The following is a 19,363-nucleotide window of genomic DNA, read 5'->3' as shown; positions in this document are numbered from 1 at the left end:
ATGATACAGCCCGGGTCCTTCCCGTTCGTCCACACCCTGCGCGTGCGCTACTCCGAGATCGACGGCCAGAAGGTCGTGTTCAACTCGCACTACCTGACCTACATCGACGTAGCCATAACCGAGTACTTCCGGAACCTCGGCGCAGGGGCCCTGGATTCCCCGGCGTTCGAGATCGCGCTGGTAAAAGCGACCCTGGAGTTCAAGAGATCCGCCCGTCTGGACGACCTGCTCGACGTCCACGTCTCCGTACCCAAACTGGGTAACTCCAGTTTCACCGGGAGGTTCAGAATCTCTCCCGCGAATGACGCTGGAGAACAGGAACCTTATCTGGAAGCGGAGATAATCTACGTCTCCTACTCCCAGGAAACGGGCGGTGCGGCGCCGATCCCCGATTGGATCAGGGATCGCGTGGAGTCATTCCAGAACCCCACGTAAATCGGCGGATTGGCTACCGCACATGGCCAATTATATGTTGTTTGTAGTATCTAACTCTGGACCTCTAACAGAGCCTCCTTTCGTTTAACGGATCTCGTTGAGTAGCCGGCGGCCGTTACCCTTTCCGGGCCGCCTGGATCGCCTCCCACACCCGCACGGGCGAGGCTGGCATGTCCACGTGGGTCACCCCGAGCGGGGAGAGGGCGTCTATGACCGAGTTGATCACGGCCGGAGAGGCTCCTATGCTGCCGGATTCTCCGATACCCTTGACCCCCATCGGGTTGGTCGAGGAAGGAGTGACGGTGCTATCGAGGATCATGTTCGGGATCTCGGGCGCGCCGGGTATCATGTAGTCCATCAGGCTCGCGCTGGTCAGCGTGCCCGACTCGTCGTAGGTCGCCTCCTCGTACAGAGCCTGCGCTATCCCCTGGGCTATGCCGCCGTGTAGCTGACCCTCGACCACCTGCGGGTTGACCACGGGGCCACAATCGTCGACGGCCACGTACTTCGGGATGGTCACCTTACCCGTCTCCGTATCCACCTCCGTCACACAGATGTGCGTGCCGAAAGGCCAGGTAAAGTTCGGAGGATCGAAGAAGTAGTCCGCCGTGAGCCCGGGCTCCATCCCCTCTGGCAGGTCCGACGCCGCGAAGGCAGCTCCGGCCACCTCCTGGATGGTCAGGGCCGGCTCCTGCGAGCCCGCCACGCTGAACCTCCCGCCCGAGAGCTCCACGTCGGCCTCCGCCGCCTCCAGCATGTGCGCGGCGATCTTCTTTGCCTTGTCGGAGACCTTCTCGCAGGCCAGATGCACCGCAACGCCTCCGACCGACAGGCTGCGGGAGCCGTAGGTGTCGCGGCCCCAGGGAGCGATAGCGGTATCGCCGTGATGGACCTCCACCTCATCCGGGTGTACGCCGAGGTCGTCGGCGACTATCTGGGACCAGGATGTGGCGTGCCCCTGGCCGTGGGGCGAGGTGCCGGTGATGACCTCGACCCTGCCACTCGGGAGCATCCTGACCGTGGCGGCCTCCCAGCCGGCGCCGCCGAGCCCTACGGCGGCCGAGATTTTCGACGGCGAGAGGCCGCCGCTCTCCGTGAAGTTGCCGATGCCGATGCCGAGCTGCACGGGGTCCCCGGCTTCTCTGCGGCGGCGTTGCTCCTCCCGGAGGTCTCCGTAGCCGGCGAGATCCAGGGCTTTGCGCATGCAGGTCTCGTAGTCGCCCGAGTCGTACTGCACGCCCGCGGGGTTGGTTACGGGCTCCTCGAAAGGCGGTATGAGGTTCTTGAGCCGAACCTCCGCCGGGTCCATCCCGAGCTCCCTTGCGAGGTCGTCCATCGCACGCTCGCAGGCGTACGCCGCCTCCGAGCGTCCGGCGCCCCGATATGAGTCGGTCGGGGTGAGGTTGGTGAAGACCCCGGTGCACTCGAAGGAGTAGGCGTCGAACGTGTAGAGCCCGGGGTAGGTAAAGGAGCCCAGGACGGCGACGCCGGGTGTGAGGAGCTGCAAGTATGCCCCCATGTCGGCGTAGAGCTTTACCTTCATGCCCAGTATCTTGCCGTCGCTGCGCGCTGCGACCTCCACGTACTGCACCTGGCCCCGGCCGTGGGTGCTCGCCTGATGGCTCTCTCCGCGGTCCTCGGTCCACTTGACGGGCACGCCGATCCGGCGCGTAAGTGCGAGCGCGAGCGCCTCCTCCGCGTAGACGTTGAGCTTGCCCCCGAAGCCGCCGCCAACGTCCGGCGCGACCACCCGCAGCTTGTTGTCCGGCACCCCGCACGAGCCCGCGATCACGTCCTTCACGAAATGCGGCACCTGGGTCGAGGTGTGCAGTATAAAGCCATCGTGGACCGGGTCCTGCTGGGCGACCACCGCCCGGGGTTCTATGGGACTCGGGATGAGACGTTGCTGGATATAGCGTCCGCTGGCAACCACGTCCGCCTGCCCGAAGGCCTCGTCTATGTCGCCCGTGGCCAAGGGCCACGTGTAGCACTCGTTGGTGCCGAGATCCTCGTGTACCAGCGGCGCGCCCTCCTCCAGGGCCCGCTCGACGTCCACCACGGGCTCGAGCGGCTCGTAGTCCACGTCTATCGCCTCCAGGGCGTCGTAGGCCAGGCTGCGCTCGGAGGCGACCACCACGGCCACGGCGTCGCCCATGTGGTTGACCTCGCCACGGGCCACGGGCCGGTGTACCGGAGCCTTCATGTCCTGCGTGACCTGCCAGGCACAGGGTATGCCCGAGGGCCACTCCCCCGCCAGGTCTTCTCCGGTGTAGGCTGCGACTACGCCGCTCTTGGAGAGCGCTCCGGAGACGTCGATGTGCTCGATCTTCGCGTGGGCCAGCGGGCTGCGGAGCACCGCTACGTGCAGCATGTCCGGTAGCTTGATGTTGTCGGTCCAGCGTGCCTCCCCGGCGAGCAGCGCCGCATCCTCCTTCCGGGGTACGCTGGTGCCTACGTAGTTTCCGACCTGTTCGGCCATGCTCCGCCTTTCGGGTTACTCTAGCTCTAAGAGGTCTTGTCCGGGGGCCACGGCGTCGCCGTCCTCGATCAAGAACTTCGCCACCGTGCCGTCTTGCTCGGCCTTTACCTCGTGGAAGGACTTCATCACCTCGATAAGGCCGACGACGTCTCCGGCGGAGACCTTGCCACCCTCCGTGGCATACGGCTCGCTCTCCGGGCCGGGCTTGCGGTAGAAGGTGCCGGGGATCTGGGCCTTTACGTTGTTGGTGGTAGCTTCGCTCAAATCATCTCCTCTTGTATTTGTATGGATCTGTATGGATCGCTTAATGTGTCTTATTTCCGGCGCCTCCCGGAGGCGCAATCTCCACGCCGCCTTCTCGCAGACGACGAGCAATGGCCTCGGCGAGCTCTACCGCGCCCGGGGTGTCGCCGTGTACGCATACGGAGTCCGCGCTCATCTCGATGTCCCGCCCGGTCTCTGACTCGACCTTGCCCTCGGTAACCGCCCTCACGACCCGGTCCCCGACCGCCCCGGGGTCGAGCTTTTCCGCCACGTTGCGGGTGAAGATGATCTGGCCGTCGTCTCCATAGCCACGGTCGGCGAAGAACTCCCGGGCGACCGGCTGTCCCATCTCCTGGGCGACCTCGTAGGTAACCGAAGACTGCATGCAGTAGAGCAGGAGTGCCGGATCCGCCTCCTGTATCGCCTGGACTATTGCACGGGAGAGATCCTCGTCCCGGGCGGCGGCCATGTACAGTGCGCCGTGGGGCTTTACGTGCTGGACCTCCATACCCTGGAGGCAGGCGAACTCCCGCAAGGCTCCGAGCTGGTAGGTAAGCTCGTCCCGGATCTCACCGGGCGCTACGTCGAGCTCCCTACGGCCGAAGCCGACCAGATCCCCGTAGCCGCAGTGAATGCCGACGGCGACGCCGCTTTGCTTTGCGAGATCCACGGTCTTCCGCATCACGTGCGGGTCTCCGGCGTGGAAGCCACCGGCTACGTTAGCCGAGGAGATAAAGTCCATCATCTCCTCGTCGTTGCCCATCTTCCAGGCCCCGAAGCTCTCTCCCATGTCACAGTTCAGGTCTATGCGCATCGCGATCCGCCCTCCTGTAAACGGTCGGCTTCTAGGTTAGCCAAGTGACTCGTGGATCTCACGTAGCTGCCGCTGACGGGCGCGGCGGGCGTCAAGCGCCTCTTCGAGCGTTACCGACCTAAAACGCGTAGTGTCGTTGGTCTTGGTCTGGGCGAGCCGGTCGCGGTCCACGCTTATAACGGTTCCGATGGTCGCGTAGCCGCCTCCGGTGACGGCGTCGTTCATCAGGACTATCGGCTCGACACCGCCGGGCACCTGTATAGAGCCCACGGGATAGCCGAGATCCACGACGTTCGCCGGGTCGCTGCCGGCTCCGGCGGGCTGCTCGCGCTCGACGAACTCGATCTCACCGCCGCGCATCCGGTAGCCGGTGCGGTTCGCGTCCGGTGTTACCGTCCAGTCGGTATTCAGAAAGCCTTCGAGGCTCTCGCCGGTAAGCCGGTAGCTACACAGGCCGACGATCACCCGGATCTCCTCCGCGCCGGAGAAGGCCGGAATATGTCCCGCCTCGACGGACTTCCCGACGCGGTCGGCACCATCCACAGAGTCGCCGACGGGTAGCTCGTCACCCTCTGCGAGGGCGCGGCCCTCGTGGCCGCCGAGGCCGATCAGGGTGTAGGTCGAGCGGCTGCCGAGGAACGGTGGCACGTCTATCCCTCCTGCAACAGCCAGGTAGGAACGGGCGCCGGCCTTCAGGTAGTCGAAGGAGAGCACGTCGCCCTCCTCTACCGACAGCACTTCCCAGGTCGCGGCCTCTTCCCCGTTTATCCTGGGCGGCATGTCCGCACCGGTTACGGCGATCACGGCAGGAGATGTGAACTCCAGGCTGGGACCGAGATAGGTCATCTCCAGGGCCGCCGCGTCCGGGGCGTTGCCGACCAGATAATTCCCGACTTCGTAGGAGAAGAGATCCATCGCGCCGGAGGGCGGCATACCTATGTCGTACTTGCCGAAGCGGCCCGCATCCTGGACCGTCGTGAGGAGCCCCGGGCTCTCGACCCTAATCCCCATAAAGCACCCCCAGTATCTCCTCGTTGTACGACTTCGGGTCCGCGAGCGCCCGGTCGCCCTGGAACGTGAAGGGCCGCTTGTGGTACTCGAAGGTGCCGCTCTCGACCTCGCCCCTTATACGGTCGTACTCCTCGCGTTCTATGCGGCGGAACTTGAAGATGTCGGTCGGCCGGGGAAAGATAATGGAGTCCCGGAAGTCGGGCAGCTCTTCTTTCGGGTCGAAGACCGGTCCGGGGGCGGTACCGAATAGCTGGTAGCCTCCGGCTCCCTGTACCGGGTAGATCACGGCGAAGCCGCCACCGTAGCCGAAGGCCCGCTCGGAAGTGTACGTGCGGGGCCTGACGTACTTTGGCACCTCGATCTGCTCCTCCGGCGGGACGAGCTGGTAGCACCACGGCAGACCCGGCACGAACCCGAGCATGGTGACCAGCCACGGCGATCCGAGCAGGGCGTCTATGAAGTCATCTCTGGAGTCGTAGCCGTTAATGCGGGCGCCGTACTCGAGGTCCGTGGAGTCCGGGTCCTGGTGCCTATCCCGGAAGCGCATCATCGTCTCGTAGGTCCAGGGGTCCTCGATCAGAACCGGCACGTCGACCACCCTCGTGTCGAGCTCGATTCCCCGAGCCTCCCCCACCTCCTCGTCAAGCTCCTTGAGGCGTGAGATCAGCTCGTCGGGATGAATCTCGTCCGGGTTTACGCGAACCATGTAGGAGGCGTTAGACGGGCAGATGTCCGTTACGCCCGGGAGCTCCTCTTCCCTGAGACGATTGGTAATGCCGAGCGCCCGGAAGTTGACCTGGAGGCTCATCGCCTCGTCGAGCTCCACGAAGACGTACTCGTCGCCGCCGTAGCTGTAGCGGGGTTCCATCCGCTGTCCCTGCACGTTCCCTCCCCAAAACCCATGTGAGCAACACGTCCATAATAGGGTCACGAGATATGCTAGTCAAAGAGTCAGTTAAAGAGTCAAAGGAGGCGGGAAGATGCTCGAGAAGGTACTCGTTGCAAACAGGGGTGAGATCGCGCTGCGCGTGATCCGGGCCTGTCAGGAGCTTGGCATATCCACGGTGGCCGTGTACTCCGACGCTGACGCCGAGGCGCTGCACGTACGTCAGGCAGACGAGAAGTTTCACGTCGGCCCCCCGCCGGCCGCAAAGAGCTACCTGAATGCTGAGGCTCTGCTAAATGCTGCGAGAGAGTCGGGCGCTGACTCGGTACATCCCGGTTACGGTTTTCTCGCGGAGAATGCCGCGTTCGCGAGGGCTTGTCGGGATGCGGGCCTGATCTTCGTCGGCCCCTCGCCCGAGTCCATAGAGAAGATGGGCGACAAGTCCGCGGCTCGTGCACTGGCCAGTACCGCCGGGGTACCCGTGGTCCCCGGCAGTGAGGGAGGCGTCTCACCGGAGGAAGCGATCAGCGTTGCACAGGAGATTGGCTACCCTCTGATGATCAAAGCCGCGGCCGGCGGCGGAGGGCGGGGCATCCGTATAGCGCAAGACGAGGAGGAACTGAAGCAGGCCGTGCGGGTCGCCCGCCAGGAGGCCGAGGCGGCCTTCGGAGATGGCTCCCTGTACCTGGAGAGGTTCCTCACTTCCCCCCGGCACGTCGAGGTACAGATAATCGGCGACCACAATGGCGACGTGATCCACCTCTACGAGCGCGAGTGCTCCATGCAGCGTCACAGACAAAAGGTGCTGGAGGAGGCCCCGTCGCCGGGCATAACCCCCCAGACCAGAGAGCGCATGCTCGAGGCCGCCGTGCGGCTGGCCCGGGAAGCGGAGTACGTCAACGCGGGCACCGTGGAGTTTCTGGCAGACGAGAGCGGCGAGTTCTACTTTATCGAGATGAACACGCGCATACAGGTCGAGCACCCGATAACCGAGATGATCACGGGCGTGGACCTGATCAAAGAGCAGCTCAGGGTGGCCTCGGGTGAGCCTCTGAGCATCCGCCAAGACGAAGTGACGGTGAACGGCTGGGCGATGGAGTTCCGGGTCAACGCCGAGGACCCGGACAACGATTTCATGCCTTCCCCGGGCGAGGTGTCAGCACTGGAAGTCCCCGGCGGCCCTGGTGTGCGAGTGGACTCCGCCGTCTATAACGGCTACGTCATCCCTCCCTTCTACGACTCCATGATCGGCAAGCTCGCCGTCTGGGGCCTGACACGCGAGGAGACTATACAGCGCTCCCGGCGCGCCCTGGGTGAATATCGTCTGGAAGGAGTGAATACCACCATCCCACTACACCTCCGGCTCTTGGACGAAGAAGCTTTCCTTTCGGGAAAGTATGACACGGAGTATCTGGGAGACCTGCTAGAGAAACCTGGAACGATGTAATTGCAGCGCGAGGCCTGAACTATGCCGTCAAAGTCGACGACCATTTTCGAGGTCGTCGAGCAGATTGGTGAATGCCCGGGCGACCGCTACAGGATTCTCGATCTGGACCATGTGCCCCGCTTCGCCCAAAACGAGGAGTCGGCTTTTGGGAAACGTTGCTTCCGCCGTCTCGGCCAGCGCCGGACTGACCAGTGCATCATTGAGGCCCCAAATCAAAAGCGTTGGCGCTTGCACAGAAGCCGCCTGCCGCCACAGGGAGCGCGAGCCGTAGAGGAGGTACGAGGAGATCAGGCCTCGCGTGCTCTTGATAAGCGCCTCCTCACTCCAGCTACGGCCCTTCATGTACTCTAGTTCCTCAACCGCGGCCTCGACGCGTTGGGGGGGCGCCCGGCTTGCATCGTACGCAACACGGTTCAATAGACTCACCACTTCCTCCGTGGGCTGACGCCACAACCAAGACATCAGGCGTTCACCCAGGCCTGGAACGGCTAGAATTCCCACCAAGGCGTTGTCGCCGTGGGGGCGTACAGTGGGCAGGGCCGGACTTATTAGCGTAAGGGTTCGCACCAGTTCCGGGTGTCGTGCAGCCACCCTGATCGCGATAACGCCGCCCATGGAGTTGCCGAATAGGTGTACCGGTCCACATTCGAAAGACGAGAGCAGATCCACTATGGCCTCGCTATGCTCGTCGAGCGTATAGCCGAAATCCCGAGGCGGCTCGGACTGCCCGAACCCAGGAAGGTCTACCGCGCGAGCATAGACGTCATCCGAAAGCAGGCCCATGACGTCGGTCCAGTTGCCGGAGCTTCCTCCAAGACCATGCACGAACAGACCCGTCGGGGAGTCTGGATCGCCAACCGACCGTACGAATAGCTCGTGTCTATGCCCCTTTACAAGATCCCCGGGCCATGGCGGCCAGGGTTTCTCGGAGCCGGGTAAGTACCACGGCTCCCGACCCTGTGTCATTCTCTTCCCCTTTCACTACCAGGCGAGCCAGCCACCATCCACCGCTACCGTGTGCCCGGTTAGATAGTCGGAGGCCGGAGAGGCGAGGTAGACCGCTGTACCCTTGAGATCCTCGACATCTCCCATCTTGCCCATGGGCGTCCGGCGCTCTATCTCCGCGACGAACTGCTGTGTCGTCTCATTCTCAAGGTCCATCAAGAGCCCTCCGCCTATGTTGGTCCGGAAGAAACCCGGAGCTATGCCGGAGACGTTTATCCGGTGAGGGGCGAGTGTCGGCGCAAGATCACGCACCAGGTTAACCACCCCACCCTTCGCGGAGTTGTACGCGCCCGGGGAAGGTGCGAAGCCACCGACGAAGCCGTAGATCGATGCGGTAGCCACTATCTTGCCGCCTTCACCCTGGGAGATCATGGCCTTTGCCGCCTCCCGGGCGGTCAGCCATACCCCGGTGAGGTTGATGTTTATCACCTGCTGCCAGTTCTCGAGGGACGCTTCGGGGAAAACCTGCTCTTGAGCTCCGCCTATCCCGGCATTGGCGAAGACGGCGTCGAGCCTACCAAGCTCTGAGACCGTCTCTTGCACCATACTCTGGACCTGCGCCTCATCGGAGACGTCAGCCTCCAGGGCGAACGCTTTGCCTTCCAGTGAAGAAGCCGTCTGTTGCGCGGTATCGTGGTCGAGATCCGCGCAGGCCACCGCCGCTCCGGCTTCGGAGAGCGCTTGGGCGTATGCCCGTCCGATACCGCTCCCCGCGCCCGTAACCAAGGCTACCTTGCCATCGAGCTTGAACTGATCGAGTACGCCCATCTGGCTTCTCCATTCGCTAGCTCCCAGCGGTACACGTATTATATTTTGCGGGTAATTGTAGAGAGTTATATAGGGCGTTTCGTCTTACTGCTCGTCTCCGCAATATGCCTATTCGTGTGCTTGCACGCTCACTGACCGTAGAGATCCAGACAGGTGGCCTTGGCTGGCCATGGCATCGAGTAGCCACGCGGGCTACATACTAGAGGTCAAAGTAACTCAACTCAGCAAGAGCTGGAAAGCCATCATGGAGGCGGCGGACACGGCGAGGACTACTAAGATGGTACGGTCTGGAGCGTCTTTTCTGGCGTCCGGCAATAGCTCGGCGAAGACCATCCAGACCATCGCCCCGGCGGCAAACCCGAGACCATAGGGCAGCAGTGTCTCGAACGCCTCGACGAACATGAAGGCTGGCACGGCCATAAGGGGCTGCGGCAGGCTCGAAAAGATACTCCAGAAGGCAGCCTTGCCAGGGCTGACCCCCCGGGGCACCAGCACGAGGCTTATGGCGAGGCCCTCCGGGATATTATGTACGGCGATAGCCAAGGCTATGATGACACCGAGATCTTCGCCGCCGCCGAAGGCGACCCCAACCCCCACGCCTTCGGCCAGGGAGTGCGCGGTCATTATGGCCACGATCAGGAGCCCCTTGCGGGCATCCAGCCCGGACATCCCCGCGAAGACTGCCGGGTGCTCATCTAGGCCGAGATACCGCCGCACGGCCAAGATGGATATGGCGCCTACCGCCGCTCCCACGAGCACCCCGAGCATCCCGCGCCCGAGCCCCTCGTAGGCGAGCCAAACGCTGGCCGCCAGCATGAGCCCCGCGGCTGCCGCGTTCGACGCGCCGATCCACCTGCGGGCAGGGTCGTGGGTAAAGGCGAAGGGCACCGCACCGAGGCCGGTGGCCAGGGCGGTGAAGAGCGCCAGGAGGAACACCAGGAGCGTCACGTCAAAATCTTCATAGCCTCTTCATAGCCTCTTCATAGCCTTTTCAGGCGGGTATCTCGGGTATGCGTATAGGTCAGGCAGGTCTCTCGCTCGTCGGGTGTACGAGCACGGGTCCCTGCGCGGCGCGCAGCGTCTTGGCCGAGACGCTGCCGAGCGTCATCCGCCCGACTGTCCCGAGGCCCCGGCTACCAAGCGCCACGAGCGTCCTCTCCGGGCTCTCCTCTGCGGCTACCTCGAGAATACGGGACGCGGCGTCGCCCACGGCTAGCCTGGGCTTGGGCCGGACGCCGAGAATGGCTTCGAGCTCTCCGGCACGCTGCATGAGAGCCTTCTCCTGGAGCCTCATGTCATCCTCAACCATCCTGGCATCTGATTCCCTGCCCTCTTTGTCCACCTCGGGCAGTCGTGGATAGGCTTGTACGATCAGCCCTTCGACACCATTTTCACCGTTATCCGCGCAGAGGCTTGCGGCCGCCTCAGCCGCTTCCCACGACGTCTGCGATCCGTCGTAGGCGAAGACCACCCTGCCGGGCGGCCACGATGACTCACCGCCGCGCGAGACCAGCACCGGGCACGGGGCATGATACGTCACACCTTCGGCGACGCTACCCAGGGCTAGACGTCCGACCGGCCCCAGCCCCCGGCTGCCGAGCACGATCAGGTCCGCATCCAGCTCTTCGGCGAGATCCAGAACCCCGTCCGCCGGCTTGCCTTCTACGAGGTGGGGCTCGACGCTGCTTACCCCGATATTCCGCAGATTCTGTACCTCGGCGTCTAGCTTCTCCTGAGCCAGGCGTTTGAAACTCGAGCGCACGAACGATCTCATGTGGGCAGACGGAGTAGCCTGCCAGACGTGCACGACGGACAGTTTCGCCCCGCTTTTCTGACAGATGTCCGCGGCCGCGCGAGCCGCCAGCGCCGCATCCCGCGAACTGTCTGTCGCCAGCAGTACCCTTTCAAGGGCTCTGTTCATATCTTCCTCCGAGTTAACATCCTCTAACCGCCTTCAAGCCCGGACAACGTATACAGCGCCCAAGCGCGCATAACCTCTACGAAACCGCGCTCCTCTCCCGCCTCCACCCGACATTCGGCGTGGCTGGCCGCCAGGCGCGGAAGCGTGTGAGGGCTCGAAGCCAGGATCTCCGCAAGCTCTTCCGGAGAGAGCCGGGCGACGTACTCGGCCAACTGGTGCTCGCCACTGAACTCGCTGCGTGCCCTTTGTACGTGTTTCCAGACCACGCGCTCACCCTCACTGCCACCAGCCACATCCGCCTCCAGAGCCTCGAGCAGTTCTCTGACTTCTCTAGCCATCCTGCTCTAGTAGGATATGTCTCTTACTCCGTAGCGACCTGAGCAGAACTACCCATAGTAGTGACCCAGGCTGCCCATTCCGCGACTTTCTGTAGTCCATGTAGTCGTCGGCTCCCTTACGCTGTGGAACGACCTGGGATTGACCTGAAAATCAGGTGGTGCTTATAATTACAAAACATGGAAATTATTGCGGGAGGAACGTCACTCCAGCTACGTTGTTCTGGTATTGCTGACTGCAACTTACTGCAATAGCCTATCGGTAGGTTCTCGAGACGGTTTACGACGGTCAGGGGATTGGACGCATGAGGCTCGCGAGTACGGCGAACGTAGCAGAGGGGCAGAAGGAAACCGCCCTGGAAAAACGTCTCCGGCAACAGGAATCTGTTGGGAGACTGGCCTTTAGCGCACTCGCGGGCATCGAGCTTGGAGAGCTCTTCGATCAGGCGCTGTCAGAGGTTTCCGAGGTACTCGGGGTAGAACTCTGCAAGGTTCTCGAGCTGATGGCGGACGGAGACCGCCTGCTACTACGAGCCGGGGTTGGCTGGTCGGAGGGGCTTGTCGGAAAGGCCACGGTCGGCTCGGGTCTGGAGTCGCAGGCGGGATATACCCTGATCTCCAGGCAGCCGGTAGTCGTGGAGGACCTCTCCCGGGAGCGAAGCTTCTCCGGCCCCAGGCTCTTGCGGGATCATGGCGTAACCAGCGGTGTGAGTGCCGTCATCCGCGCCGGAGGCAGAACTTACGGGGTACTCGGAGCTCACACGAAAGCCAGGCGGCGCTTCGACACATACGAGACGGGGTTCGTGCAGGACGTCGCGAACCTGCTCGGAGCCGCCATCGAGCGGCGGGCAAACGAAGGAAGGATAGAAAGCCTGCTTGCCGAGAGGACCATAAAGGCCGAGAAAGCTGAGAGGCGCTTCGAGTTTCTCTCCCAAGCCAGCGCCGCGCTCTCGGCCTCCACGGATCCCAGGGCGATAATCGAAACGACCCTGCGCCTTACGGTGCCGGACGTGGCTGACTGGTGCTTCGTGGACGTCGTCTCGGAGAGGCACGCAACCGTAGAGCGTCTGGCGACGGCTCACGCAAATCTTGTGGGTGTTGCGGACCATGCTGGCGAGAAGCTTATGCTAGAGCCAAAGAGCAGCTACACGTTTATCCCCGAGGCAACCCACGGGACCGCGAAGGTGCTACGGAGTGGGACCTCCGAGCTCTTACCGGAAGTGAGCAATGCGCTACTCCACGATCTAGCCGGCTCACAAGGGGAGCTCAGGACCCTGAGCAGTCTGGACCTCGCATCATACCTCTGTGTGCCGCTCCGGGTCGGCGGACGGGTGCTTGGGTCCATAGGTATCGCTACCCGCCGAGACAGACCGAGTTACGGAGAAGACGACCTCCTACTCGCGGAGGGTCTTGCCCACACCACGGCTATAGCCCTGGACAACGCCCGTCAGCACGAGGACGAGGAGGGGTTCCTCAGGAGGCTGTACGAGCTCGTCACCCCGGAGAAGCACTCCGTATCCTCCTCAGGGGAAAACTGCCCGGAGACGTCAGAGTTCACCACGAGCCTCACTACGAGACAGACGGAGATACTGACGCTGCTGGCAGAGGGTAATGGGGTAAACGAGATCAGCCAGAGGCTGTATCTCTCCAGAGCGACGGTACGCAACCACGTCCGGGCGCTCTTGCAGGCGCTCGGGGCGCATTCTCAGCTCGAAGCCGTCGCCCGGGCGCGCAAGTTCGGCCTGATCCCCTAGGGCATCCTTCATGGTGGCTGAGACAGACCTGAGCGTTGTCACCCCTCCACGTCATCTACGCTGCTGTATCTGGGCGAAAACTCCATCAACTCCATCAACTGCATTAACTTCATCAAGATAGGCAATGTGTGCGGACAAAGGATCAAAGTGCATCAGTTGCCCCAAGACCCTCTGCTTTATTCTCCTGGCTACCATGCGAAATGATTTCAGAACCGAGCTACTAGAAGCCTTTAGTATCCGTAGCGTAGATCGGGGGAGCCAGGGACGATGACAGAGGGGCGAGAAGCCGGGAGCAAAGAGCGCGAGGAGCTTCAGAGGATATTCGTAGAGCTCCTGGGAGAGCGTTTCAAGAAGACGGGTTCAGAGGGAGGAGGGAGCTTTCCTCTGGGCGAGTTCCACCCCTTGCACGCCGAAGAGGTCAGCCGCCTGTCGCGGGACGCCGCGCGGCACGGAGTTCCCGTGGTCGCGTCCGGTGGCGGCACCTCTCCAGAGTCTCCCGAATACCCGACCGATAGCATCGTGGTGAACCTCGGGTTCATGCAGAGCATCAAGCTTCGTCACGACGGTGGCGGCTGGGCCGAAGCAGAGCCCGGTACGCTCTGGCTCGCCCTTGACAATGAGCTGCGCCAGCGCGGTAAGGGGCTCGCCGTGTACCCGACGAGCGCCCCCAGGGCCACCGTCGGGGGATGGCTCGCCACCGACGGTCTCGGTATCGGCTCCTTCGGTCACGGCTGGCTACGGGAGAACGTGCTTGCAGCGGACGTTGTGCTGCCGGGCGGCGAGCTGTGTGAGGTGACCGGCAGCGAGGTGCCAGCTTTCGTTGACCCCGGAAGCCACTCCGGCATAGTAGTGTCAGCCAAGCTTAGGACACGCCGGGCGGATACGGACAGGCCGTTTGCAATAGCCTTCGAGGATGGAGAGGCTCTGCTGAGGACCCTCTCTGAGCTCGTGCTGGATCCCGTCTCGACCCCGCTCTGGCACGCCGGCTTTCTAAGCCCCGCAATGGCCCGGCTAAGAGGCCTGCCGCAGAGTCACCTGATGTTTGGAGCGTATCCAGGTCACCGGGCCGAGGAGCTAGAAGACGTGTTCTGGCCCGCCGTGGCCGAGAACTCCGGCGAGAGCCTGGGAGCAGCCGAAGCCTACCGGGTGTGGGGCGGGAGGTTCGCGCCCATAACCCCCTCAAGCCCGACTCCCACGGTGAGCCGCGATTTTACGAACATCGAGGATCTCCTGGCTCCCTCCGCCTCACTTTCTCCAGCACGCACCGGCCTGTGGGACGCTCCGGTACAGGGGACCCTGTCACGCTCGGGTCAGGTCTTGATCCTCACCCTCCAAGATGGTGGCCCAGGGGACCTGAAAGCAGCCAGCCCGGAGGAAACCCACCCCAGAGACCAGGCAAACGATTAGCGAGGGCAGGAAGGAGATAGGTCATGTTTCCGACGAAGGTGCTAGTGGCCGTGGATGGTTCCGAGGCTGCGGAGCACGCTGCAATCGAAGCCTCGAAGCTATGCCGGATGACCGGGTCGGAGCTTCACGTGGTCCACGTGGTCCCGGCGGTCAGCGCCTGGACCGGGGCGGAGGCACTGGCCTGGCAGAGTGAGGGCGGAAAGTACGTGGACGAGCTTGAGGAACACAATTTACGCCAGGGCCAGACACTCCTCGACGAGCAGCTAGGTAAGATAAGCGGTTCGGGCGCGACCGTGGCAGGCTCTCACCTGAAGGTGGGCCGGGTCGACGCGGGCGTCGACGACCTGGCCGAAGAGCTCGATGCGGGGCTCCTCGTTGTCGGTAGCCGGGGTTACGGGGCGCTCAGGAGGGCCCTCATGGGTAGTGCCTCCCTGTCTCTGATCTACCACGCCCACCGCCCGGTGCTGGTCGTGAGGAACCGTGAAAAGAGTAGCCAGGAGGGCGGCGAATCTGGAGATGAGCGCCACTCGGGTCTCTCTACCGGGGCGATACTCGCAGCCTACGACGGCTCTGCCGAGTCCGAGCGCGCCGCCGGGGCCGGAGCAGAACTTGCCGGCGCTTTCGAAACGGAGCTCCATCTGGCAAGCGTGGTGGACATGTCCCAGGTCATCCCATACGCGCCAGCCTACGCCCGGATTGGATGGGAAGAGGAGATCGAGCAGGCAGAAGAGGAAACCTATAAACGGCTAGAGAAGGCCTCAGACCGCATAGAAGCCGCGAGCAGCATCCAGCCCACTCTACACGTGCTCAACGGCCAGCCCTCGGCTGAGATGGTACGGCTTGGCGACGAGCTCGGCGCCGGTCTCACCCTCGTCGGCAGCCGTGGCCGGGGAGGCATCAAGAGGGCTCTTATGGGGAGTGTCTCGAAAAGCGTGGCCCTGCACGCGGGTGGTTCGGTACTCGTATTCAGGCCCGTCGACGCAGAGGCAACGGCTGGAGACCGATAAAAGTTTTGATCGGCGTTGACCAAGGTTGATCCGTGACGAGCTATGAAAACGCCAATGAGAGGAGAGACATCGTGAGTACACTGTCCGGAAAGATACTGCTCGCAACCGACGGCTCCGAGGAAGCCGGTTCCGCGGCACGCATAGCCGCCGAGCTGTGCGAGAAGGCCGGCTCGGAGCTGCACCTCGTCTACGTCGGGCCCCACGTGGCCCGCCCCGGAGATCTTGGTCCGGTGATCTTCGACCCCCAGGTATCGGGGAAAGCTCAGGACAGGCTCGACCAGGCCTCCCAAGAACTTCTCGACGAGCAGGTGCAGGCTGTCACGGAGGCTGGTGGCAGCGTTGCGGAGGCCTACCTGAGGACCGAAGAGAACCCGGCGGCCGAAATCGTGCATCTCGCGGAGGAGATCGGGGCCAGCGCAATAATCATGGGCAGCCGTGGCCGGGGCGGCATCCGGCGGGCACTCATGGGAAGCGTCTCAGAGAATGTCGTACTGTATGCCCATTGCCCGGTACTCGTCGTGCGCGGAGACGGGAGACGGTCGCTATTTCCGGCGAGGATCGTTCTTGCAGTGGATGGCTCGGAAGAGTCCAAGGCTGCCACCGATACCGCTATCGACCTGGTCAAGCGCACCGGCTCTGAACTGTACGTCGTGCATGCGGGTTTTACCGCCTACTTGCCGTACGCCCACCCGTACATGGCCGAAAACGTCGAATCGTTCGCCGAGCGGGCGGAAAAGGAGGCCCGCGAGTTCCTCGAAAATCGGGTCGAGCAGATCAAGGACCAGGCGAATGGCCAGACCGGGGCTCGGGTACACACTCACCTGAGGCGCGGTGATCCGAAGAAGGAGATCGTGGAGCTAGCCGAAGAGGTAGACGCCGGTCTGGTGATTATCGGCAGCCGGGGACTTGGGGGCGTCCGGCGCGCCCTTATGGGTGGGGTCTCCGACTCCGTGGTCCGCCACGCCCACTGCCCGGTGCTGGTCGTAAGAACGGAGCACGACGAAGCGTAACGGGTGCCCTCTACCATATCCTATGCGTACAGCAGCCGGGAGTGTAAGTCCGGCTACTATATCCGCATCTACCAAGCAGTTCGATATAGGTAGCGTGAAAAGGATCTGTTGACGGGACACTCCCCACCCGCATATTGCTCGCCACAGACGGCTCTGAAGATGCCACCCTGCCCTGCCGCGCCGCCGTAGACATCTCCCGGAGAACGGGCTCCAGGCTACATCTCGTCCACATCTGCGCGCCGCACCCGTCTACGCGCATCCGGCCCTAGAGCTCGCCAGGGACTCGGAGTACTAAGAGCAACAGGCTCAGGAGCTTTTGGCAGGGCAGTTGGATGAACTTGCCCAGAGGGAGGTGGGAGTCTCAGGGGCGCGCCTGAGAAGAGGATGGCCAGCAGAGGAGATTGTTGCGCTCGCCGAGGAAATCTACTCGGCTCTTCTGATCCTGGGTAGCCTAGGGGCCTCTCATCGTAACCGGATCAAACCGGGACGTGCAGACTGGTAACCTCTGTCCTCGTGGCTACCGGCCTCCCATGTCTTCCGCGTACAGGGCAAGCGCCCGGGCGTTGTTGTATTCGGTGTCCTTGGCGGCGAAGAGCAAGGTTACCTTTTCGTTCCGGGCCCGGCGGGCAAGCTCTTCCAAGTCGTCTAGCTTGCCCGCCTCCTCTAGCTCCTTGTAGTAGTGCTCCAGAAACTCCTCCCACAAAGAGGGGTCGTGGCCGAACCACTTGCGCAAGGCGCTGCTCGGGGCAAGATCCTTGCGCCATTCCGATAGGTTGGCATCTTGTTTTGATACGCCTCTGGGCCATACCCCGTCGACCAGGATACGCTCCCCGTCCGAGTCCTGGGATTTCTCGTAGATGCGCTTGGTGCTTATTTGCTTATCCGCCATAATCGTCACCTCTCACGGGATTCGGTACACGCTTCAGTAGTGTCTGTAAGTCCGTAGGTCAGCTCCCGGCACACAGGCTCTCGGTGCCCCGGATGCCGAATCTCAGGGCCTCTAGCTGGATAATCCGGGCGTGGCCGACCGGGTGACTTACCTCCGGGCCTGCTCTCCGGATGCCGTCATGGCCACCCTCTGCCGCGGCGCCATTGTAGATTCCTTGAAGACCAGCCAGGACTTGTCGATTCCGCCACTACCGCCGTCCGAGACCACGTCCGCAAGGTATGCCCCCTCTCGCGCGAGCCGCTCCAGAGTTTCGCCGGAGCCCCCGGAGTGCGCGACGAGGACGGCCCCGCTCTTGCTCACGGCGGCATTTCGTAGTCCCTCGCCCTGCACGCTCTCGATCTCCCGCGCTTGCGACCGCTCCCGTTCGACGGCCTCCAACCACGCTTCATCCCGCTCGGTCTCCGCCGCCATCTCGCGGGCAAAGGCTGCCCGGTGCGAGCGCTCGATATGCTGCCGGACCCTCTCGATATTCTTCCCGATGCCCCGCTCCAGGGTCCGGATCAGGCCACGCTTCGCGGACACGGACCGGGGTCTGGTGTCCCGTGTACCCCACCCTACCTCCTGTCTCATATAAGCTCCTTCATGCGCTCTTCCGAGCTTCGTTGCGGTTCGCTGCGATCCGCCGCCGTCCGCCGCTGTTTCATCCATCTTTTGGCTATCGCCTCCTGGAGCCCCGGAGAAGCTCTCGGCGTAGACCACGGGTGGCAGCAGACTCTCCCATGATCCCTCTGAGCAGCGGGATGCTCCGCAAGCCAGGGCTTCGTTAAGGGTCTCTTCGGAGGTCTCACCCAGCTGCTCGACGCCGTACCGCTGGAGCAGGCTCTGCGCCTCGTGCGGCGTGGGTACGCCCCATACCAGTATGACCTCCCGCTCGTAGCCCTCGTGTATCCGGCGCACCTCGAACAGCCCCTCGTCCGTGGCCGGCTCCCGGTACCGAAACATGATGCGGTAGGGCCCAAACTCCGCAAAGGCCGACGGGAGGTTCACGTACCGTACCGGCCCTAGCTCCCACCCCCTATACTCGAACTCTTCCCAGAGCCTCTCGTAATAACGCCACTGTAACCAGTTGCAGTCCATCGCAGAGCATCCTCCTGTCGCCTCCTGATTTTTGCTTTGTAGCTATCACCGCTTATTGGTGACGCTTGTTGGCGGCGGACGACGACGGGCATGCTCGCGAATGCCTACAGAAGTCCCGGCACCGGGAGCCCGAACCCCGCCCCGTGCCGCTCCAACCAACCCTCGTACCCTTTTATAGGTTTTATAGGTCCATAGACCCTCCGTTAACCTGACCTTCCACAAATACTATTACTTTTATAGTCATAGTATTGTGATAATGTTATCAAGCCCGGGTAACGGCGCCGGGCTAACCCGAGCCCCAATCTCCGGGGCGGGCTGAGCATGGGGCGTTCCGCGGGTTCCGCAATGATCATACGGCGGAGTGTGATCCGGTCTCTCACGCAGACCCGGTAACCCAGGATGCACATCTCGACGTCTATCTCGGAGGGCTGGTTGCTCAGGCTCTGGAGGATCTGTTACGAGCGTTCGGCGGCGCGCCGGCCAACTCTCCCGGGCAAACGGTCTGGTGTATTTCCCTCGCGGCGAATTATGCGCTGTGGAGAGGCCCTGTGGACCTTGCGGTACGGCCAACACGCTTGTCGCCAACCCTGCATCCGGGACATAAGGTAAAAGAAGGACTGCAGCGGCGCCAGCACGGCTTCTCCGAGCCATGTGACCCGGGCCGCCGCGGACCCGGTCAGTACGGTCAGTACGTCCACCCATCTGCGCTACTCCCTGTTGCCCATGTCGATTGCCCTTATGTTGCTCTTATATCGACCTTATTTGTCCTCTTGACGAAACCTAAACTCGTGGGT

Annotated in this window: 19 protein-coding genes; 7 read left to right on the top strand and 12 right to left on the bottom strand. The window is 62.9% G+C overall.

Annotated elements, in window-relative coordinates:
* Positions 1 to 435, top strand: coding sequence for an acyl-CoA thioesterase (locus tag ABD53_RS10560; protein ID WP_047865731.1), 435 nt, complete (start codon positions 1 to 3; stop codon positions 433 to 435).
* A gap of 115 nt (positions 436 to 550) precedes the next feature.
* Here ABD53_RS10560 and ABD53_RS10555 read toward each other — a convergent pair whose 3' ends face one another.
* The 5 genes from ABD53_RS10555 to ABD53_RS10535 are packed head-to-tail and all read right to left on the bottom strand — an operon-like array spanning position 551 to position 5,871.
* On the bottom strand, positions 551 to 2,914 hold the full coding sequence (locus ABD53_RS10555; RefSeq protein ID WP_047865730.1) for a xanthine dehydrogenase family protein molybdopterin-binding subunit: 2,364 nt from the start codon (positions 2,912 to 2,914) through the stop codon (positions 551 to 553).
* Between the two features lie 15 nt (positions 2,915 to 2,929).
* Positions 2,930 to 3,178 (bottom strand): acetyl-CoA carboxylase, encoded by a 249-nt coding sequence (locus ABD53_RS10550; RefSeq protein WP_084709516.1) that lies wholly within the window; start codon positions 3,176 to 3,178, stop codon positions 2,930 to 2,932.
* Between the two features lie 40 nt (positions 3,179 to 3,218).
* Positions 3,219 to 3,992: a LamB/YcsF family protein gene (locus ABD53_RS10545; protein ID WP_047865729.1), complete on the bottom strand. Its 774-nt coding sequence runs from the start codon at positions 3,990 to 3,992 to the stop codon at positions 3,219 to 3,221.
* A 36-nt stretch (positions 3,993 to 4,028) separates the two neighbouring features.
* Positions 4,029 to 5,003 (bottom strand): 5-oxoprolinase subunit C family protein, encoded by a 975-nt coding sequence (locus tag ABD53_RS10540; protein WP_047865728.1) that lies wholly within the window; start codon positions 5,001 to 5,003, stop codon positions 4,029 to 4,031.
* Positions 4,993 to 5,871, bottom strand: a complete 879-nt coding sequence (locus ABD53_RS10535) for a 5-oxoprolinase subunit B family protein (RefSeq protein ID WP_047865727.1) — start codon at positions 5,869 to 5,871, stop codon at positions 4,993 to 4,995. Before ABD53_RS10535 ends, ABD53_RS10540 begins: the two co-directional genes overlap by 11 nt.
* A gap of 112 nt (positions 5,872 to 5,983) precedes the next feature.
* Here ABD53_RS10535 and accC point away from each other — a divergent pair, with 112 nt between their 5' ends.
* Positions 5,984 to 7,336: an acetyl-CoA carboxylase biotin carboxylase subunit gene (gene accC, locus ABD53_RS10530; RefSeq protein WP_047865726.1), complete on the top strand. Its 1,353-nt coding sequence runs from the start codon at positions 5,984 to 5,986 to the stop codon at positions 7,334 to 7,336.
* Between the two features lie 27 nt (positions 7,337 to 7,363).
* On the opposite strand, the gene ABD53_RS10525 is transcribed toward accC, so the two are convergent.
* The 5 genes from ABD53_RS10525 to ABD53_RS10505 form a co-directional block, all read right to left on the bottom strand.
* Positions 7,364 to 8,302 carry an alpha/beta fold hydrolase gene (locus tag ABD53_RS10525; RefSeq protein ID WP_047865725.1) on the bottom strand — a complete coding sequence of 313 codons (939 nt, stop codon included), beginning with the start codon at positions 8,300 to 8,302 and terminating at the stop codon, positions 7,364 to 7,366.
* 15 nt (positions 8,303 to 8,317) lie between these two features.
* On the bottom strand, positions 8,318 to 9,109 hold the full coding sequence (locus ABD53_RS10520; protein WP_047865724.1) for an SDR family NAD(P)-dependent oxidoreductase: 792 nt from the start codon (positions 9,107 to 9,109) through the stop codon (positions 8,318 to 8,320).
* A 216-nt stretch (positions 9,110 to 9,325) separates the two neighbouring features.
* Positions 9,326 to 10,057 carry a ZIP family metal transporter gene (locus ABD53_RS10515; protein ID WP_047865723.1) on the bottom strand — a complete coding sequence of 244 codons (732 nt, stop codon included), beginning with the start codon at positions 10,055 to 10,057 and terminating at the stop codon, positions 9,326 to 9,328.
* Positions 10,058 to 10,130: 73 nt separating this feature from the next.
* Complete coding sequence (locus ABD53_RS10510) at positions 10,131 to 11,030, bottom strand: universal stress protein (RefSeq protein ID WP_047865722.1); 900 nt, start codon at positions 11,028 to 11,030, stop codon at positions 10,131 to 10,133.
* Between the two features lie 23 nt (positions 11,031 to 11,053).
* Positions 11,054 to 11,368 carry a hypothetical protein gene (locus tag ABD53_RS10505; protein WP_047865721.1) on the bottom strand — a complete coding sequence of 105 codons (315 nt, stop codon included), beginning with the start codon at positions 11,366 to 11,368 and terminating at the stop codon, positions 11,054 to 11,056.
* A 302-nt stretch (positions 11,369 to 11,670) separates the two neighbouring features.
* On the opposite strand from ABD53_RS10505, the gene ABD53_RS16020 reads away from it, so the two are divergent.
* The 5 genes from ABD53_RS16020 to ABD53_RS18015 all read left to right on the top strand — a co-directional run bounded on the left by ABD53_RS16020 (position 11,671) and on the right by ABD53_RS18015 (position 16,812).
* A complete protein-coding gene (locus ABD53_RS16020; protein WP_053057944.1) occupies positions 11,671 to 13,119 on the top strand; it encodes a GAF domain-containing protein in 1,449 nt (482 codons plus the stop codon).
* 267 nt (positions 13,120 to 13,386) lie between these two features.
* On the top strand, positions 13,387 to 14,526 hold the full coding sequence (locus ABD53_RS10495; RefSeq protein WP_047865720.1) for an FAD-binding oxidoreductase: 1,140 nt from the start codon (positions 13,387 to 13,389) through the stop codon (positions 14,524 to 14,526).
* A gap of 23 nt (positions 14,527 to 14,549) precedes the next feature.
* The gene (locus tag ABD53_RS10490; RefSeq protein ID WP_047865719.1) at positions 14,550 to 15,533 is read left to right on the top strand and encodes a universal stress protein; all 984 of its coding nucleotides are present in this window, start codon (positions 14,550 to 14,552) and stop codon (positions 15,531 to 15,533) included.
* A gap of 71 nt (positions 15,534 to 15,604) precedes the next feature.
* Positions 15,605 to 16,543, top strand: a complete 939-nt coding sequence (locus ABD53_RS17720) for a universal stress protein (protein WP_047865718.1) — start codon at positions 15,605 to 15,607, stop codon at positions 16,541 to 16,543.
* Positions 16,544 to 16,677: 134 nt separating this feature from the next.
* Positions 16,678 to 16,812 carry a universal stress protein gene (locus tag ABD53_RS18015; protein WP_160309676.1) on the top strand — a complete coding sequence of 45 codons (135 nt, stop codon included), beginning with the start codon at positions 16,678 to 16,680 and terminating at the stop codon, positions 16,810 to 16,812.
* Positions 16,813 to 17,060: 248 nt separating this feature from the next.
* Here ABD53_RS18015 and ABD53_RS10480 read toward each other — a convergent pair whose 3' ends face one another.
* Together ABD53_RS10480 and ABD53_RS10475 are read right to left on the bottom strand one after the other, a co-directional pair.
* Positions 17,061 to 17,432, bottom strand: a complete 372-nt coding sequence (locus tag ABD53_RS10480) for a DUF488 domain-containing protein (RefSeq protein ID WP_047865717.1) — start codon at positions 17,430 to 17,432, stop codon at positions 17,061 to 17,063.
* Positions 17,433 to 17,579: 147 nt separating this feature from the next.
* Positions 17,580 to 18,569, bottom strand: a complete 990-nt coding sequence (locus ABD53_RS10475) for a hypothetical protein (protein ID WP_047865716.1) — start codon at positions 18,567 to 18,569, stop codon at positions 17,580 to 17,582.
* Positions 18,570 to 19,363 lie beyond the last annotated feature (794 nt).

The sequence above is a fragment of the Rubrobacter aplysinae genome (assembly GCF_001029505.1).
Taxonomy (GTDB): Bacteria; Actinomycetota; Rubrobacteria; order Rubrobacterales; family Rubrobacteraceae; genus Rubrobacter_A; species Rubrobacter_A aplysinae.
This window is presented reverse-complemented; position numbering and strand designations above follow the sequence as displayed.

Coding starts and splice junctions, on each gene's coding strand:
- ABD53_RS10540 (WP_047865728.1), bottom strand. CDS start 5,003: ATGGGGATTAGGGTCGAGAGCCCGGGGCTCCTCACGACGGTCCAGGAT.
- ABD53_RS10545 (WP_047865729.1), bottom strand. CDS start 3,992: ATGCGCATAGACCTGAACTGTGACATGGGAGAGAGCTTCGGGGCCTGG.
- ABD53_RS10490 (WP_047865719.1), top strand. CDS start 14,550: ATGTTTCCGACGAAGGTGCTAGTGGCCGTGGATGGTTCCGAGGCTGCG.
- ABD53_RS16020 (WP_053057944.1), top strand. CDS start 11,671: ATGAGGCTCGCGAGTACGGCGAACGTAGCAGAGGGGCAGAAGGAAACC.
- ABD53_RS10505 (WP_047865721.1), bottom strand. CDS start 11,368: ATGGCTAGAGAAGTCAGAGAACTGCTCGAGGCTCTGGAGGCGGATGTG.
- ABD53_RS10525 (WP_047865725.1), bottom strand. CDS start 8,302: ATGACACAGGGTCGGGAGCCGTGGTACTTACCCGGCTCCGAGAAACCC.
- ABD53_RS10510 (WP_047865722.1), bottom strand. CDS start 11,030: ATGAACAGAGCCCTTGAAAGGGTACTGCTGGCGACAGACAGTTCGCGG.
- ABD53_RS10535 (WP_047865727.1), bottom strand. CDS start 5,871: ATGGAACCCCGCTACAGCTACGGCGGCGACGAGTACGTCTTCGTGGAG.
- ABD53_RS10480 (WP_047865717.1), bottom strand. CDS start 17,432: ATGGCGGATAAGCAAATAAGCACCAAGCGCATCTACGAGAAATCCCAG.
- ABD53_RS10495 (WP_047865720.1), top strand. CDS start 13,387: ATGACAGAGGGGCGAGAAGCCGGGAGCAAAGAGCGCGAGGAGCTTCAG.
- ABD53_RS10560 (WP_047865731.1), top strand. CDS start 1: ATGATACAGCCCGGGTCCTTCCCGTTCGTCCACACCCTGCGCGTGCGC.
- accC (WP_047865726.1), top strand. CDS start 5,984: ATGCTCGAGAAGGTACTCGTTGCAAACAGGGGTGAGATCGCGCTGCGC.
- ABD53_RS10520 (WP_047865724.1), bottom strand. CDS start 9,109: ATGGGCGTACTCGATCAGTTCAAGCTCGATGGCAAGGTAGCCTTGGTT.
- ABD53_RS10475 (WP_047865716.1), bottom strand. CDS start 18,569: ATGGACTGCAACTGGTTACAGTGGCGTTATTACGAGAGGCTCTGGGAA.
- ABD53_RS10555 (WP_047865730.1), bottom strand. CDS start 2,914: ATGGCCGAACAGGTCGGAAACTACGTAGGCACCAGCGTACCCCGGAAG.